Origin of the sequence: Taklimakanibacter albus (assembly GCF_016595235.1) — a bacterium.
GTDB lineage: Bacteria > Pseudomonadota > Alphaproteobacteria > Rhizobiales > Aestuariivirgaceae > Taklimakanibacter > Taklimakanibacter albus.
Genome location: NZ_JAENHL010000007.1, coordinates 267,465 through 282,267 on the forward strand (window position 1 = coordinate 267,465; position 14,803 = coordinate 282,267).

The 14,803-nt window shown below is 63.1% G+C and carries 16 protein-coding genes and 1 tRNA gene; 4 read left to right on the plus strand and 13 right to left on the minus strand.

Features of this window, described 5'->3' with window-relative positions; all coding sequences use genetic code 11:
• Nucleotides 1-2: 2 nt before the first annotated feature.
• From JHL16_RS12755 to JHL16_RS12790, 8 genes are all read right to left on the minus strand, one after another.
• Nucleotides 3-1,025 carry an NAD(P)-dependent oxidoreductase gene (locus JHL16_RS12755; RefSeq protein WP_200185222.1) on the minus strand — a complete coding sequence of 341 codons (1,023 nt, stop codon included), beginning with the start codon at nucleotides 1,023-1,025 and terminating at the stop codon, nucleotides 3-5.
• A gap of 44 nt (nucleotides 1,026-1,069) precedes the next feature.
• Nucleotides 1,070-1,939 carry an SMP-30/gluconolactonase/LRE family protein gene (locus JHL16_RS12760; protein WP_200185223.1) on the minus strand — a complete coding sequence of 290 codons (870 nt, stop codon included), beginning with the start codon at nucleotides 1,937-1,939 and terminating at the stop codon, nucleotides 1,070-1,072.
• Nucleotides 1,940-1,957: 18 nt separating this feature from the next.
• Nucleotides 1,958-4,450, minus strand: a complete 2,493-nt coding sequence (locus JHL16_RS12765; protein WP_200185224.1) for an ATP-binding cassette domain-containing protein — start codon at nucleotides 4,448-4,450, stop codon at nucleotides 1,958-1,960.
• Nucleotides 4,451-4,526: 76 nt separating this feature from the next.
• Nucleotides 4,527-5,606: an ABC transporter substrate-binding protein gene (locus tag JHL16_RS12770; protein ID WP_200185225.1), complete on the minus strand. Its 1,080-nt coding sequence runs from the start codon at nucleotides 5,604-5,606 to the stop codon at nucleotides 4,527-4,529.
• A 41-nt stretch (nucleotides 5,607-5,647) separates the two neighbouring features.
• Entirely contained in the window at nucleotides 5,648-6,589 is a 942-nt protein-coding gene (locus JHL16_RS12775) for an ABC transporter permease (RefSeq protein ID WP_200185226.1), read from the minus strand.
• Between the two features lie 3 nt (nucleotides 6,590-6,592).
• Entirely contained in the window at nucleotides 6,593-7,381 is a 789-nt protein-coding gene (locus JHL16_RS12780; RefSeq protein WP_200185227.1) for a FadR/GntR family transcriptional regulator, read from the minus strand.
• Between the two features lie 2 nt (nucleotides 7,382-7,383).
• Nucleotides 7,384-8,556, minus strand: coding sequence for a galactonate dehydratase (gene dgoD, locus JHL16_RS12785; protein WP_200185228.1), 1,173 nt, complete (start codon nucleotides 8,554-8,556; stop codon nucleotides 7,384-7,386).
• Between the two features lie 128 nt (nucleotides 8,557-8,684).
• A complete protein-coding gene (locus JHL16_RS12790; protein WP_200185229.1) occupies nucleotides 8,685-9,983 on the minus strand; it encodes an adenylate/guanylate cyclase domain-containing protein in 1,299 nt (432 codons plus the stop codon).
• A gap of 139 nt (nucleotides 9,984-10,122) precedes the next feature.
• Between JHL16_RS12790 and JHL16_RS12795 the strand changes: the two genes are divergently transcribed.
• The gene (locus tag JHL16_RS12795) at nucleotides 10,123-10,506 is read left to right on the plus strand and encodes a VOC family protein (protein WP_210346018.1); all 384 of its coding nucleotides are present in this window, start codon (nucleotides 10,123-10,125) and stop codon (nucleotides 10,504-10,506) included.
• A 132-nt stretch (nucleotides 10,507-10,638) separates the two neighbouring features.
• Here JHL16_RS12795 and JHL16_RS12800 read toward each other — a convergent pair whose 3' ends face one another.
• Complete coding sequence (locus tag JHL16_RS12800) at nucleotides 10,639-11,097, minus strand: CBS domain-containing protein (RefSeq protein WP_200185230.1); 459 nt, start codon at nucleotides 11,095-11,097, stop codon at nucleotides 10,639-10,641.
• 247 nt (nucleotides 11,098-11,344) lie between these two features.
• Between JHL16_RS12800 and JHL16_RS12805 the strand changes: the two genes are divergently transcribed.
• Nucleotides 11,345-11,494, plus strand: a complete 150-nt coding sequence (locus tag JHL16_RS12805; protein WP_200185231.1) for a hypothetical protein — start codon at nucleotides 11,345-11,347, stop codon at nucleotides 11,492-11,494.
• A 126-nt stretch (nucleotides 11,495-11,620) separates the two neighbouring features.
• Here the strand turns inward: JHL16_RS12805 and JHL16_RS12810 are convergent, their stop codons facing one another.
• Both JHL16_RS12810 and JHL16_RS12815 read right to left on the minus strand, forming a co-directional pair.
• Nucleotides 11,621-11,941, minus strand: coding sequence for a hypothetical protein (locus JHL16_RS12810; RefSeq protein WP_200185232.1), 321 nt, complete (start codon nucleotides 11,939-11,941; stop codon nucleotides 11,621-11,623).
• A 129-nt stretch (nucleotides 11,942-12,070) separates the two neighbouring features.
• Nucleotides 12,071-12,439, minus strand: coding sequence for an antibiotic biosynthesis monooxygenase family protein (locus JHL16_RS12815; RefSeq protein ID WP_200185233.1), 369 nt, complete (start codon nucleotides 12,437-12,439; stop codon nucleotides 12,071-12,073).
• Nucleotides 12,440-12,535: 96 nt separating this feature from the next.
• On the opposite strand from JHL16_RS12815, the gene JHL16_RS12820 reads away from it, so the two are divergent.
• Both JHL16_RS12820 and JHL16_RS12825 read left to right on the plus strand, forming a co-directional pair.
• A complete protein-coding gene (locus JHL16_RS12820) occupies nucleotides 12,536-13,006 on the plus strand; it encodes a MarR family winged helix-turn-helix transcriptional regulator (protein WP_200185234.1) in 471 nt (156 codons plus the stop codon).
• A 202-nt stretch (nucleotides 13,007-13,208) separates the two neighbouring features.
• Nucleotides 13,209-13,727: a tetratricopeptide repeat protein gene (locus JHL16_RS12825; protein ID WP_200185235.1), complete on the plus strand. Its 519-nt coding sequence runs from the start codon at nucleotides 13,209-13,211 to the stop codon at nucleotides 13,725-13,727.
• 13 nt (nucleotides 13,728-13,740) lie between these two features.
• On the opposite strand, the gene JHL16_RS12830 is transcribed toward JHL16_RS12825, so the two are convergent.
• Nucleotides 13,741-14,652: an acetamidase/formamidase family protein gene (locus tag JHL16_RS12830; protein ID WP_200185236.1), complete on the minus strand. Its 912-nt coding sequence runs from the start codon at nucleotides 14,650-14,652 to the stop codon at nucleotides 13,741-13,743.
• A gap of 38 nt (nucleotides 14,653-14,690) precedes the next feature.
• Nucleotides 14,691-14,766: transfer RNA gene (locus JHL16_RS12835), tRNA-Ile, on the minus strand.
• Nucleotides 14,767-14,803: the final 37 nt, after the last annotated feature.

Here is a 14,803-nt window from a genome sequence, read left to right on the forward strand (position 1 = left end):
CCTCACGCCGCTACGAGCTTGCGCCAGACCGGATGGTCGGTCACTTGCCGGTTGATGATCGCATTCGGCAGACGGCGCTGGTTCACGGCGAGCGCATTGCGCACACAGGCATCGCCCAGCCCGGTGAAACACTCATCGGTGAAGCAGATCGAATGCGGGGTGACGATGACATTGTCGAGATGCAGGATGGGCTCCTCTATGGGCGCCGGCTCGACCTCGAAGACATCGAGCCCCGCGCCGGCGATCTTCTTCGCCTTCAGTACATCATAAAGCGCCTTCTGGTCGACGATCGGTCCGCGCGCCGTGTTGATCAGGAAGGCGGTCGGCTTCATCAGCGCCAGGAGCCGGGCATTGACCATACCCTTCGTCTTTTCGCTGAGCGGCACGCTGACCGACAGGAAATCGGATTGCTTGAACAGCGTCTCTATGTCGACCAGCTCGACGCCGAGTTCGCGCGCCAACGCCGGATCGACGAAGGGATCATGGGCGAGGAAGCGCATGCCGAACGGGCCGGCGAGCCGCAGCACTTCGGCGCCGATATTGCCGATGCCGAGCTGGCCGAGCGTGCGCCCGGTAAGGCCGACCCCCATATGGTTGCTGCGCAGGTCCCAGCCCTCGACGCCCATGCGGGTCAGATTGTCCTTGATCTTGAGCTGCCCGGCGAGCGCCAGCATGAAAGTGATGACGGAAACCGCCACCGGCCGCCTGACGCCATCGGGTGCGATCGTCACCGCGATGCCGGCGCGTGTGCAGGCCTCGACATCGACCGTGTCATAGCCGACGCCGAACCGCGCCACGATCTTGAGGCGGCCGCTCGCCGGAATGCTCTCCTGGTTGAACTTCGGCGCCAGCAGAATGAGGGCGTCGGCCTCTTCCATGTCCTCGGCCTGCATGACGCCGTTGCGCGGCGCGGCGTAGAACATCTCGATCCCTTCCGTCATCAAGGGCGCGAGGTCGAACATCGGATAGGCCGGTGACCCATCGCTTTTGCGGAAATCGGCGCTGAGCGCCACACGGAAGGTCATGCGTGACTCCTTGACTGGAATGAAGCGGATTGGATTGTGAGATATCAGCCGGCGTAGCGGGGCTCCGGCAGGCCCGGCACATCGACCTCGACGGCGAAGAGAGCGCCCGCCAGAGGCTGCGCCTTGAGGCGCTCCGGCGTCAGGTCCCAGATGGCGGAAGTGACATAGAGCGTGCGCAGATCCGGTCCGCCGAAAATGCAGCTCGCCGGCTTCTCGATGGGCGTCTCGATGATGCGCTCGACACTGCCATCCGGCGCATAGCGCACCAGCCGCCAGCCGTCCCATTGCGCATTCCACAAATACCCCTCGACATCGATGGTCGAGCCGTCGGGATTGCCGGGCTGATCCGCCATGTCGGTGAAGACGCGGCGGTTGCTGATATTCCCCGTCTCGATGTCGAAATCATAAGCAAAGATCTTCCGCTGCATCGTATCGGCGAAATAGAAGATCTTGTCGTCCGGGCTCCAGGCCAGGCTGTTGGAAATGCCGATGCCCTCTTCCATCTGATGCAGCGAGCCGTCGGGATCGAGCCGGAACAGGCCGCCGGTCCGCTCGCGCAGCTGGTCGTCCATCGAGCCGACCCAGAAGCGCCCGCGCCGGTCGCATTTGCCGTCATTGAGGCGGTTGCGTTTCATGTCGTGATCGGGCGGCGGCAGGCGCTCGATATGGCCGGTCTCGGGATCGAAGAAGGCCAGTGTCGAGGCGAGCGCCACCACGAGGCCGCCCTGTTCGCGCAAAGCGAAGGAGCAGATACGCTCCGGCATCGTCCAGCGCGTGACCTTGCCCGCCTGGTCGAGGCGCTGCAGCAGGTTGTTCTCGATATCGACCCAATAAAGCGCCTGCTCGGCCACATCCCATACCGGAACCTCGCCCAGCTTGTTCTTGGCGTCGACGACGCAACGCAGCGTGCTCATATGCTTCCTCCTCCGGGTCTATTTCTTATGGGGTGATCGCTGCAGCGCGTGGCTCGCCACGGCGATAAGCGTGAGAGCGCCGGCCCAGATATATTGGTAATAGGCGGTCACCTGCATGAGATTGAGCGCGTTCTGCATGAGGCCGACGACGATGGCGCCAAGCAAGGTGCCGACCGCCGTGCCGCGGCCGCCGAACACGCTGGCGCCGCCCACCACCACCGCGGTGATCGAGGTCAGCGTGAACGCCATGCCCGCTTGCGGGTCACCGCTGCCGATACGCGCCGCGATCAGAAGCCCGGCCAGCGCGCTCATCACCGCGCAGAACGAATAGGCGCCGAGCCGGATGAGTCCCGTCGCCAGCCCCGCGACCCGCGCCGCTTCCGGGCTCGAGCCGGTACCATAAAGCCTCTGCCCGAGCCGGCCGCGCAGCAGCAGAATCTCGAAGATGATCGCCAGCACCAGGACAAGCAGGGCCGCCACCGGCACCGGTCCCAGATGCGCCTCGAAGAAGTCGAGATAGCTGTCGCTCACCATGCCGCCCGGGCTCGGCCGCAAGGTGAGTGCCAGGCCGAAGACGATCGAATAGCTCGCCAGCGTGGCGATGAGATCGGGAATGCGCAGCCACAGGATCAAGATGGCATTGAACAATCCGACGGCGAGGCCGGCCATCAGGCTGAGCGCGATGGCCTCGGCCACCGCCAATCCGCTGTCCTGGATCGCCACGAAGGAGACGACCGCCGTGATGAGGCTGATCAACGGCCCGACCGAAAGATCGATGCCGCCCAGCAGGATGACCGCAAGCTGGCCGAGCGCCACGAGCGCCAAAGGTGTGATCTGGTTGGCCAGATTGACCGCATTGGCGCTGGTTAGGAAATAAGGCGAGACGAAAGCCGTCACCACCGCGAGAAGCACGGTCAGCAAAGCGAGGGCGAAGCTGCTGGCATAGCGGTCGAACAGCGGACGTTCCGGTCGCGAGGCTGTCGAGGCGCGTGCGACGCCGGCACCATGGGATGTCAGAACGCCGCCGACATGGGCGGCTCCCGTGGCGCTGCCGACGATCCGCTCCTCGGTTGCTTCCGCTCCCGCTACTTCGTCGACGATCCGTCCTTGCGAGAAAATGAGGATGCGATCGCTGAGCCCGATCAGCTCCATGAGATCGGAGGCGACGAGGATGACGGCGGCACCCTCCTCCGCGAGGCCCCGGATCTGGCGGTAGATATCGAGCTTGGTCGCGACGTCGACGCCACGCGTCGGATCTTCGAAAATATAGACACGCGGCGTGCCCGCGGTCCATCGCCCGAGCACGACCTTCTGCTGATTGCCGCCCGACAGCGTGGCGACGCCTGCCTCGGCCGACGGCGTCTTGACAGCATAACGCGCGATCGCATCACGGGCGAGCCGGTTCTCCTTGGAAGCAGAGATGAAGCCGGCGGTGACCAGCGACTTCAGATGCGGCAGCGAGAGATTCTCGCGGATCGAATGGGGCATGAACAGCCCCTCGCGATGGCGATCACCGGGAATATAGACGACGCCCTTGGCGATGGCCTCGCGCGGTGACGTGAGCTCCACTTTCTCGCCGTCGAGGCGCAACTCGCCGCTGAGCGGTGAAAGACCGAAAATGGCGCGCACGATATCGGCCTGGCCGTTGCCCTGGATGCCGCCGAAGCCGACGATCTCGCCCGCCGAAAGGGTGAAGCTCGCTTCGTGAAACCGGCCGGGACTCGTGAGCTGGCGTGCCTCGAGCCGCACCGGCCCCGTCTTCGCCGCGCGCGGCGGATAGGCGACGGTCATCTCGCGCCCGACCATCATGCGGACCAGTTGCGCGGCGTCCGTCTGGCTGCGCTCGACCGTGCCGACGGCCTCGCCGTCCTTCAGCACGGTGATCCGGTCGGCGATCGCGAAGATCTCCGGCAGCCGGTGCGAGATGAAAATGATCGTCTTGCCTTGGTCCTTCAGACCGCGGACGATGGCGAACAACCGGTCGATCTCCGCCATGTCGAGCGCCGAGGTCGGCTCGTCGAGAATCAGGATCGACGGGTCGCGGGTCAGGGCACGGGCGATCTCGACGATCTGCCGTTCCGCCACGCTGAGGTCGCTCACCTTGCGCGCCAGGGGAATGACCGCATCGAGTCGCGTCAGGATTTCCTGTGTTGCGCGCTCCATCTGATTCCGGTCGACCAGCACGCCGCCGGGCTCATGGCCGAGCCAGACATTCTGCGCGACATCGAGATCGGGGACGAGCCGCGTGTCCTGATAGACCATGGCGATGCCGAGGTCCTGCGCGGCGCGGGGCGACGTCAGCTCCACCTCCCGGCCGCCGATGGTAATGCGCCCGGCATCGGGCCGCATCACACCGGCGAGGATGCGCATCAGCGTCGACTTGCCGGCGCCGTTTTCGCCGAGAAGGCAATGCACTTCTCCCTTGCGACAGAAGAAGGAGACGCCCTTCAGCGCCTTTACGCCGCCGAAGCTCTTCTCGATCTTATGAAGGGCGAGCTCGTCTGCTGACATGTCTTCTGCCTTGGGCATGGGAAGTCCGGCACCCCGCCTGGAATGGGCGGGGTGCGCTTGACGATCGATGTTATGATCAGCTGAAGATCTTCTTCAGCTCTTCGTCGCTGAGATCGGTGTCGACGCAGACGCCGTCCGGCAGATCGCGCTTGATGAACTTCTCATAATTGTCGCCGGTGATGGTGCGCGCCCCGATCAGCTGATATTTCGGGACGTCCTGTCCCGAGACGAGCTTGACCGTCTCGCGCAGCGCCACGACGCTCTGCCAGGTCGGCTCCGACACCATCAGGATCTTGAAGCTCGGATGCTTGGCCTTCTCGGCGTCATAGAGCTTCAGAATGCCGTTATAGTCATCACCGGTGACCGGCACCAAGGGCCGGTTCGCCGCGAGCAGCGCCTTCATCGCGCCGGTCGCCACCTGGCCGCCATCGCACCACACGCCGTCGATCTCAGGATGCGCCGCGATGAGGTCGGCCATGACGATCTTGGCGCGGTCCTCTTCCCAATTGGCATCCTTGAAGGCGAGGATCTCGATATCCTTGCTCAGCCCCTTCTGCGTCGCCTCCCAGATCGCGGCCGTGTAGGAATTGCCGGGCAGCCCGCCCAGCGCCACGATCTTGCCTTTGCCTTTGAGCTCGGTGTTGAAGAACTCGCTGATGAGCTTGCCCTTGCTCACCGGATCGACACCGACATAGGCGGAATAGTTGCCGCCTTCGACCGGCAGGTTGAACGGCATGGTGAGGATGCCGGCGCGCGTCGCCTTGCGCAGCACCGGCGCCACCGCGGTGCCGGAATTGGGGATGCACATGATCGCATCGACATTCTGCACGATCAGATCCTCGATGTCGTTGACCTGCTTGGCGATGTCGCCCTGACCGTCGACGATGATGAGCTCGCCCACCACGTCCTTCAGCTTCTCGGCTTCCTTGCGCATCGAGGCGAGCGACTCGGTCCGCCAGGAATTGCCGGAGAAACCGTTGGAGAAGCCAATGCGGAACGGCTTCTTTTTGGCCACGCCCTTGGCGATCTCGCTCGACGCCTCGATCGTGGCTTCGGACGCCACATCGGCGAAAGCCGGCAACGCGCCGAGGCCGCCGGCCAGCGCGGCGCCTCCCATGAGGAGAGCCTGTCGCCGGTTCAGTTGCTTCATATTCATATGCTGTTACCTCCCATTTTGACGTTTATGTAGTCAGGCACTCAAGTGATCCGGCGCTTCTCCGCGAGCGCCCGGTAGACCATCACGCTGAGAATGATGAGCGCGCCCTGCACGATGTATTGCGTGCCGGTCGATACCCGCGCGATGTTGGTGAAGCTGACGAGAACGGTCATGAACAAGGCGCCGCCGATGGTGGCGACGGCGCTGCCGACGCCGCCCGTCAGGGCGGCGCCGCCGACCACGACCGCGGCGACGGAGTTGAGCAGGAATTGCTCGCCGATGCCGAGGCTCGGATTGCCGATATAGGATGTGATGAGAAGTCCGCCGAGGACGGCCATGACCGAGCACATGACATAGGCGCCGATCAGCGTGCGTTTGACCGGCACGCCCATCAAGGCGGCGGCTTCGCTATTGGCGCCGACCGCATAGATCCAGCGCCCGAAGATCGTGCGCCGAAGGATGACCGCGACCGCGATCGCCACGGCGAGCCAGGCGACGGCGCTGAGCGGAATGCCCAGCACAGCGCCCTGCCCGATGATCTTGAAGGCGGGCGCCGCCGTGCCGCGTGTGGCACCGCCGGTATAGACCAGCGCCGCGCCGAACAGGATGGAGTTCATGGCGAGCGTGGTGATCAGCGGCGCCACTTTGAGCACCGCCACCATGAAGCCGTTGAGCGCACCGACCAGGATGCCGAGCAGAAGGCAGACGGCGATCGCCAGCGGGATGGATGAATCCTGCCCCAGCATGATGCTGGTGGCGACGATATTGGTGAGCGTGACGACGCCGCCGACCGACAGATCGATGCCGCCGACCAGGAGGGCGATCACCTGCCCGGTGGCGACGAGGCCGAGAAGGGCCGCCACCTGCAGCACATTGAGGGCCTGGCCGGTGCTGAGCATCGCCGGTGATACGATGCCGGCCAGCACATAGAAGAGAATGACGGCGAACCAGATCGGCGAGATGCGGGCAAGGAGCTGCGCCATGACCTACCTCTTGTCGTCCGGCTTGCGCTTTGTCCGCGCCGTGGCCTTCGGCACATAGTCATCGGCATGGGTCAGGTCCCGCGCCGCGATGTCGAGCATCTGATGCATGCCGGCGCGCGCGCCGGCGGCGTCGCGGAAACGGATGCGTTCCATGATGTGGCGATGCGCGGCGAGGGCCTCGTCCGGCGCGTCGGTGACCGTGTTGGTGATGAGCAATGCCGCGCCGAGTGCCGCTTCGATGGTGCTACCGATCCGCTGCAGCACCACATTGCCGCTCGCCGCGATGATGCCGCTGTGGAAGGCGAGATCCGCTTCGGTCTCGGCCTGGAGATCGTTCGGACTTGCCGTCTCCATGCGGTGGAAGGCTTCTTCGATACGGGCGAGATCCGCCGCGGTCGCGCGCTGTGCCGCGAGCTCGGCTGCCGCCGGCTCGATGATACGGCGCACTTCCAGCAGCCCGGCGATCAGGTCATGCTCCTTGCTGATATCGGGATGCCAGCTCAGAACCGCCGGGTCGAGCAGGTTCCAGTCGTGCCGCGGCTTGACCCTGACGCCGATGCGCTGGCGCGTCTCGAGCAGACCTTTGGCGCACAGAACCTTGATCGCCTCGCGCAAGGTCGTGCGGCTGACACCGAGACTGCCCATCAGCACGTCCTCGCGCGGCAGCACCTCGCCCGGAATGAAACGTCCGCCCAATATGTCGGCCCCGAGCGCCGAGACGACCGCTTCGAGCATCTTGCCGCCGATCGGCTTGGTCCGCTTGAGCGGGATTGCTTTCTTCGCAACGGCCATGATCACCAGTCCACGATCGTGCCGTCATCGAGCACGGCGTTCAGCGTATGCAGAATTTCGGGCGCATAAGGGTGGCGCGCGCATTCGGTCTCATCGACGGTGATGCCGAGCCCCGGCGCCTCGGGCACGCGCCAGAAGCCGTCCTTCATTTCGATCGGCCCCTGCACCACATCGAAATACCAGGGCACCGCGCCCACCATCTCTTCCTGGATGACGTGATTGGGCGTCGAGACCGCGAAATGCAGCGCCGCCGCGCCGGCAATTGGGCCTAAGGGATTGTGCGGCGCCACGCCAACCGACACGGCTTCCGCCATCGCCGCGATCTTCTTCGCCTCGCTCAAGCCGCCGCAATGGCAGATGTCGGGCTGCAGAATGCTGATTGCCGACGCCGCGAGGACGTCATGGAATTCCGCCCGGTCGATGAGCCTTTCACCGGTGGCAAGTGGGACCTTCGTCTTGGCGGCGAGCTCACGCAGGGCGCCCGTCTCGCCGGGTGGCAGCGGCTCTTCGACGAACATCGGCCGGAACGGCGCCAGCGCATCGATATAAGCCAGCGCCGCACTGGCGCCGGCGGGCCGGCCATGGAAGTCGACCATGATCTCGATATCGGGGCCGACGGCGCCGCGTAGCGCCTCCATCAGCCGGCTGACCTTCGCCACATCGGGCAAGGGCGCGTGATAATGCGTATAGGGAATGAACACCGCCTTCAGCGCGCGATAGCCTTTGGCGACGACCTCCAGCGCGCGCTCGACCAGCGGGTCCTCGTCGAGCGTTTCATAGACGGCCTTCATGTCGCCGAGGCCCAGATGCGTATAGACACGCACTTTGTCCCTGACCTTGCCGCCGAGCAGGCGCCAGACCGGTACGTTGAGGGATTTGCCGAGAATGTCCCACAGCGCGATCTCGATGCCGGACACGGCACTCATGCCGATGACGCCGAGCCGCCAGAAGGAGTGCTTCTTCATCACCCTGACCGCCTGCTCGATGTCGCGCGGATCGCGGCCGATGAGCAGCGGCGCCAGATCGTTGATCGCACCGACGACGGCCTGCGTCTTCCATTCGAGCGTCGCCTCACCCCAGCCGAACAGCCCGGGCTGATCCGTCACCACTTTGACGAATACCCAGTTGCGCATGTCGGCATTGACGATCCGGGCCTCGATGGCGGCGATCTTCACGGATCGCGTCCTCCCTAAATAATAGTATTTTTTATTTAAGAAATCATATGATAATGAAATTGTCAACGGCGCTCTAAGCGCGCGCCGCCCAAAAACCAATCTTTTCTGGAAACTGCCGGAACCGCGCCTCAGCGCGGAAAGCCGAATATATGCAGCGGCTCCGGCCTGCCGCGTAGCTCGGCGGCACCGAGATCGCGCCATAGCGCAAGGTCCTCGCCCGCTTTGCCGAGCGTCTCGGCCGAGGCGATGAACGCCACCTCATGCTGCTTGGTCGCCTGCTCCAGGCGGTTGGCGACATTGACCGTGTCGCCGAGCACGGTGAATTCGAGCCGCGTGTCGTCGCCGACCGCGCCGATGAAGGCCTCGCCTTCATGCACGCCGATGCCGACCGCGATCTCATCGTCACCCGCTTTCAGCCGGGCTCTGTTCCATTCGGCGAGATCCGCCAGAATGGCCTTGGCGCAGGCGATGGCGCGTCTGGCGTCATCGTCGCGCGGATCCGGAATGCCGAAGACGAGGAAGGCGCCGTCGCCGACGAATTTGTCGACGATGCCGCCATGCCGCTCGGCCGCCAGGCGCACGCGGCTGCGAAAAGCGCTCACCACTTGCGCGAGCAGCGCCGGATCGAGCGCTTCTTCCATCGCCACCGAATTGCGGATGTCGATGAACAGCAGCGCAACGCGGGCGCGCCGGCCGGAGCGGAGCTCGTTCACATTGCCGGAAGCCAGCATGGGCGCCAGCTCGGTCGGCAGATAACGCACCAGGTTGGTCCGCCGCATCGACTCCTCGACGCCGTGGCGCAGGAGATATTGACCGCGCCAGGCGGCGGCGATGAGCACCAGGCCGCAGAGGATGAACATCGCCAGACGGGCGGTATTGGCGGTCGGCCCGAAGAATTGATAGACCGCGACGCCGACCGAATCCGTTTCGGTCGCGTCGGTCAGATGATCGATATTGAGCGCCACGGTGAGGAGCGCCAGCATGAGCACGAGGCTGTAGATCTGGACGGCGGGTCTCAGGCGCAGAGAGCCGACCGCGAGCACCAGCAGTGCCGCCACCGCGGTCGGGAGAGCGGCGGCGAAACGGCCGGGCAATTGCGCCTCGAGAAGGTCTCCGGTCAGCGACAGGCCGATGACCAATATGTCGATGGTCACCGTGACATAAGCGATCCAGCGTGACCAAAAGCCGAAGCGGAGGAGCGCATAAGCCAGCGCGCCCGTGAGAAACAAGATACCGATGACGATGCGGGCGCCCGTGCGCGCCTCGACGACACCGACATCGACCATGGGGCCGCGCGAGAAGGCGAATTCGACGGCGATGAGCAGCGCCACGGCGACCAGCATGCGCGCCACGGCCACGAACTTCTCGGCCGCGACATCGGCCTCGCGCAGCAGGGCGTCTGGGGCGCTTTGCGGGGATTTCGGCATGTGAGGAAAGTGATGGACGCGCGGGTTACCGGGATGGGGCCTTGATCATAGCACTCATACCCTCCCCTTCGCCAAGGAACCTGTTTCAGGCTGAATCGCTTCTATTGGCGTGGCCGGTTCATTCAGGGAATTGTGAAACATGCCGATTTTCGATCACCTCTCTATCGGGGTCCGCAATATCGAGGCGGCCAGGCGTTTTTATGACGCGGCCTTGGCGCCTTTGGGCATCACTTGCCTCTATGAAGGTGCCGACTACGCCGCCTACGGACGAGACGGCGAGGATGATTTCAGCATTCATCAGGGTGGTGAAGGCTGGTGCCCGGATCCGAAAGTCCACATTGCCTTCAAGGCCGCTTCACGGGACACCGTGGAGGAGTTCTATCGCCGGGGCATCGACGCCGGCGGATCAGACGACGGCGCGCCCGCCATCCGTGATGAATATGCCGAGGACTATTTCGCCGCCTTCCTCAAGGACCCCGACGGTCAGCGGATCGAAGCCGTCTGCCATATCAGGCAAACTTGAGTCACGCGACATTCGCCGCCGTCACCAGCATTGCCGCGGCGAGCAGGCTGAGCGAGAAGCGAAAGCTCGCCCGCCGCGCAAGATCGATGACGACGGCGAAGGTTCCGACCGCGATGCGGGGACAGTCATTGCTCAGTCCAGCGCCAGACCGATACCGTCGGTCGTCTGCGAATGGAGACCGCCCTTGCGTGAAATGTCGCCCAGCGTGGTCCCGGTCTTCGCTCGGACATCGGTCTTGGCGAGATCACCCAGCGACACGATACCGACCAGCCGTTTGTCGCGATTGAGCACTGGCAGGCGCCGAATCTGGATGTCTCCCATATTATTGAGCACCTGTTCGACCGCCTCGTCCTCGAAGCAATACATAACTTCGGTGCTCATGACATCACCGACGAGGTCCTCCGGTCCAAGCCCATGCGCCACGCCCCGAACCGCGATGTCGCGATCGGTGATCATGCCCACGAGCCGATCGTCCTCGCTCACCGGCATGACGCCGGCGTCGATCTCGGCCATTGCCAAGGCGACGGTTTCCAACGTGTCGTCCGGCCGCGCGATCCGGACATCAGTGCTCATGCATTCCCTGATCTTCATGGTTATCTCCTCGCTTTCCGCAATGACGCGGCAGGGCGCCCTCCCTTCAACTCGCCGGATGGCTGTTCCCTTCCATCGATGAATGAGAAGCCGGTCCGGTTGCGCGAGGCAGCTCGGACCGGCCCTGTCCTGATCGAAAGTGGCGAAAACCAGAAGTCACAGGACACAGGGTCTACGCGGTGGGCGCCATATGGTTCCAAGAAAATTGCACCTCGGAACTTTCATTCCGCCGTCGGGTTGAAGTTCCATGGCTACAATCCCCACCCCTGAAACGCCCGATCAGCCGGAACCGCCGGCGCCCAAGCCGGATCCGATCCCGCCGGAACCGGGAAAGCCGCCCGCCAGCCCTGAAATCGAGCCGCCCGACCGGCGCAAGAATCAGCCGATGCGGGTGTGAAGCCCTGCGCTGTTAGCGCGGGATGCGAAAAAGTGGATGCCGGTTTTTCGCGAGAATCCCGCGCTAACATATGGGAATCGATCACGTTTCTGAGTTTGGGTTGATTCAACCCAAACTCATCGTGATCTAATGCGTCGCACTGACGGCGATGACCAGGGCGGATAATGCCAACACAGAAAGCGCCAGGCCGAAATGCGAGTGCCGGGCCATGTCGATGATGACGGCGAGCGCGCCCACCGCGATGACGAAAAAGCCCAGGCCCACCGGCATGATATGCCCGAAGGCGAAGGACACCAGCCCCGTCAGGGCGAACGCGATCAGCAGCAGCGCGGCGCGCAGCAGGCTGATGAAGAAGTCATAGGTCTGCTTCTTGTCCAGGGCCAGATGCTCGGTCCAGTCGTGGATCGGCGCGCCGGCGCCTTCCATGTTGGGATGGATGTCGGCCATGTCGTCCTCCTTCGGCCCCTCAGGCGATGAAGGCGGTTCCATGCACACGAGTCGATCCGATGACGCGCGAGCGGGCAGCGAGTTCCCTCGCCGCCTTCGGCTACGAAAATGTAATCTGTGGACGCATGCTCACGCGACGCAGATGCCCGGCACCGCGACCTTCTGGAACAGATGCGGCGACGCGACAGCGGAAGCCGGATGGGCCGAAATATGCGCCCGGAATTCCGGATGGGTGAAAGCCGCGCGGAAATCGGCGATCGACTCCCACACCGCCTCGTTCAGATAGGTCGGGCTGTCGCCGACCGCGCGATGAAGCTGGGTCGAGATGAAGCCCGGCTGCCGCTTCATGAAGGCGGCATCGTTCTGCCAGGCTTTGAGAAAGGTCTCCTCGTCGGCCTTGTCGAGAGTCATGATATTGACGAGCACGACCGGGGCGGCGTCGAGGCCGATCTGGCGGTCGATCGGAAAAGCGGGGTCGAGTGGGCGCAATTGCGGCATGGCAAACTCCTTCTTATTTGGTATCATGATGTCAATACAGCACAATAGACACAATCATATTGACATTATGATGTCAATTAAAATACATGGTGACAAATGCGCGAAACCAAGCGGACGCCGGCCGGCACGGCGCTGAGCGATCTCATCCTCGACTTGTTCCGGCTGAACAACGGGATCCTGACCGGCGGCGACAGGCTCGTGTCCGGCCTCGGCCTCACCAGCGCCCGCTGGCAGGTTCTCGGCACCATCATCGCGGCCGAGCGGCCGCAACCGGTCGCCTGGCTGGCGCGCGACACAGGCGCCAACCGCCAGAATGTACAGCGGATCGTCAATGATCTGGAAAAGGAGGGCCTCGTCGCCTTCGAGACCAACCCGCATCACCGGCGGGCGCAACTCGTCGTGCTGACCGACAAAGGCAAGCAGGCCTTCGAGTCCGCCATGCGCCTCCAGGCCCCCTGGATCAACAAGCTCGCGCAAGGGATTCCGGTCGCAGATCTCGCGACAACACATCGTGTTTTGCTGGCGCTGTACCGGAATCTAGAAACCGGCGATGAGGGCGCCGCATGACGCCCACACTGGGCGGCCAAGCTCGGAGAGTGTTTCTTATAAAACACAACAGATTGACGGATGAATTGCCAATGCTTCCGCGCTGTAGCTTGCCTGCCGATGAGAAGTTCGTCTTGAACAACAACGAAGAACCTGACAGATTTTGATAACACCCAGGCAAAAGACCGAGAAATCTCTTTTTTCCGAACTATTTCAGGGGAACATGACGGCCACCTATAGAGCGCTCAGATCGAAGGTCTTTGAATTGTGCGAACAATCCAAATTCAGAGACGCGATCGCTTTATGTCGGGCCAAAATTGACAAAGCCAGAGATGAGGATGAACACGTCCGCATCTCCTTGTTGATTCCGTATATCCTGGGTTGCGAAGGGCGGGATTCCGAAAGTGTGGAGGCGCAACAGTCCATAGTTGATGCAAACGACCTTCATCGTGGAGAATTTTACGATTTACTCCTGACATTGATCAACCAGGGCGATCATGAGCAGGCGATTGCGACTGCCGATCAACTCATTGAGGTTGATAAAAAATTTCCCTTTCAGTCCTTCACCTCATCGGCTTACTTTCATAAAGCCTATGCAGCTTGGAAACTAAGGCGTTTCAGACAGGCAAAGGCTGCTCTCGACAAGAGTGATGAAAAAGGAGCGATTTGGATCGACGGGCATTTGCTTTCGAGAAGGCAATTGGCCTCAAATATATCTCGTAAGGGGCTCGATCCCACCTAGTGCCCGTCGAGCTTCACCGCTTCGGCAGCCATTTCTTCGCGATGCGGCAGACCATAGTGTAGGCCGGATCATAGACATTGCCCACATCATAGCGCACGACCTGGCCCATCAGGTGGCTCGCGGCCTTGGGGGACAGACCGTAGTCGCTGGTCAGCCAGTTGAACATGTCGGTCGTCGCGTGCTGCAGCGCCTGGTCGAGCGGCCGTGCATTGCCGATCGAATAGATGTCGTCGGCGCTCTCGCCGCGCGGCCACACGAGCGAACGGCCTTTCTCGACCGTGAGACGTATCTCGACCTCGAAGCAGGTCTCGATGCCCGTGCCGACGATTTCGCCATCGCCTTGCGTCGCATGGCAGTCGCCGACGAAGAAGAGAGCGCCCGGTACGGCGACCGGAAACCACACGGTGGCGCCGGGACCGAAGCCCCGATAGTCCATATTGCCGCCATTCTCCGCGCTGGTCGCGGTGGAAAAGGCCTGGCCGCCGGCCGGCGCCACGCCGAAGCAGCCGATCATCGGTTCGAGCGGCAGGACGAAATCTTCGAGCCCCGGCACGGCGGGCTCGAGCGTGGCGGTCAGCCCCTGCCTGTCGATCCGCCAATTCGCCTTGTCCCGCGGCGGCAGGCCACGAACAAATTCCGGATCGACGACATTGCCGGCGAGCGCCGCGCGCGTCCACCCGGTCGCCCGGATCGGCGTCATGCGCAAAATCTCGATCTTCAATGCATCACCGGGCTCAGCGCCGGTGACGAAGATCGGGCCGTTCATCGGATTGGGTTCGGGCGCGCGCTGCACGCCGTCCTTGTCGAAGCCATGCGCATCGATCGTTTCGGTGATCACAATATCACCTGAGGCGACCGTAAGGGCCGCCGGCAAGGTGCCCAGCACATTGTGCCACTGGGTGGCAGTAAAACGATGTGTTTTCATGATTTGAGGCGCAGCCCGAGTTTCACAGAAAGACATGTTGGTGGGCCCGGAGGGACTCGAACCCCCAACCAGACGGTTATGAGCCGTCAGCTCTAACCATTGAGCTACAGGCCCCACCCGGCGCGCATGGCTACAGCAATTCGTTTCCTAA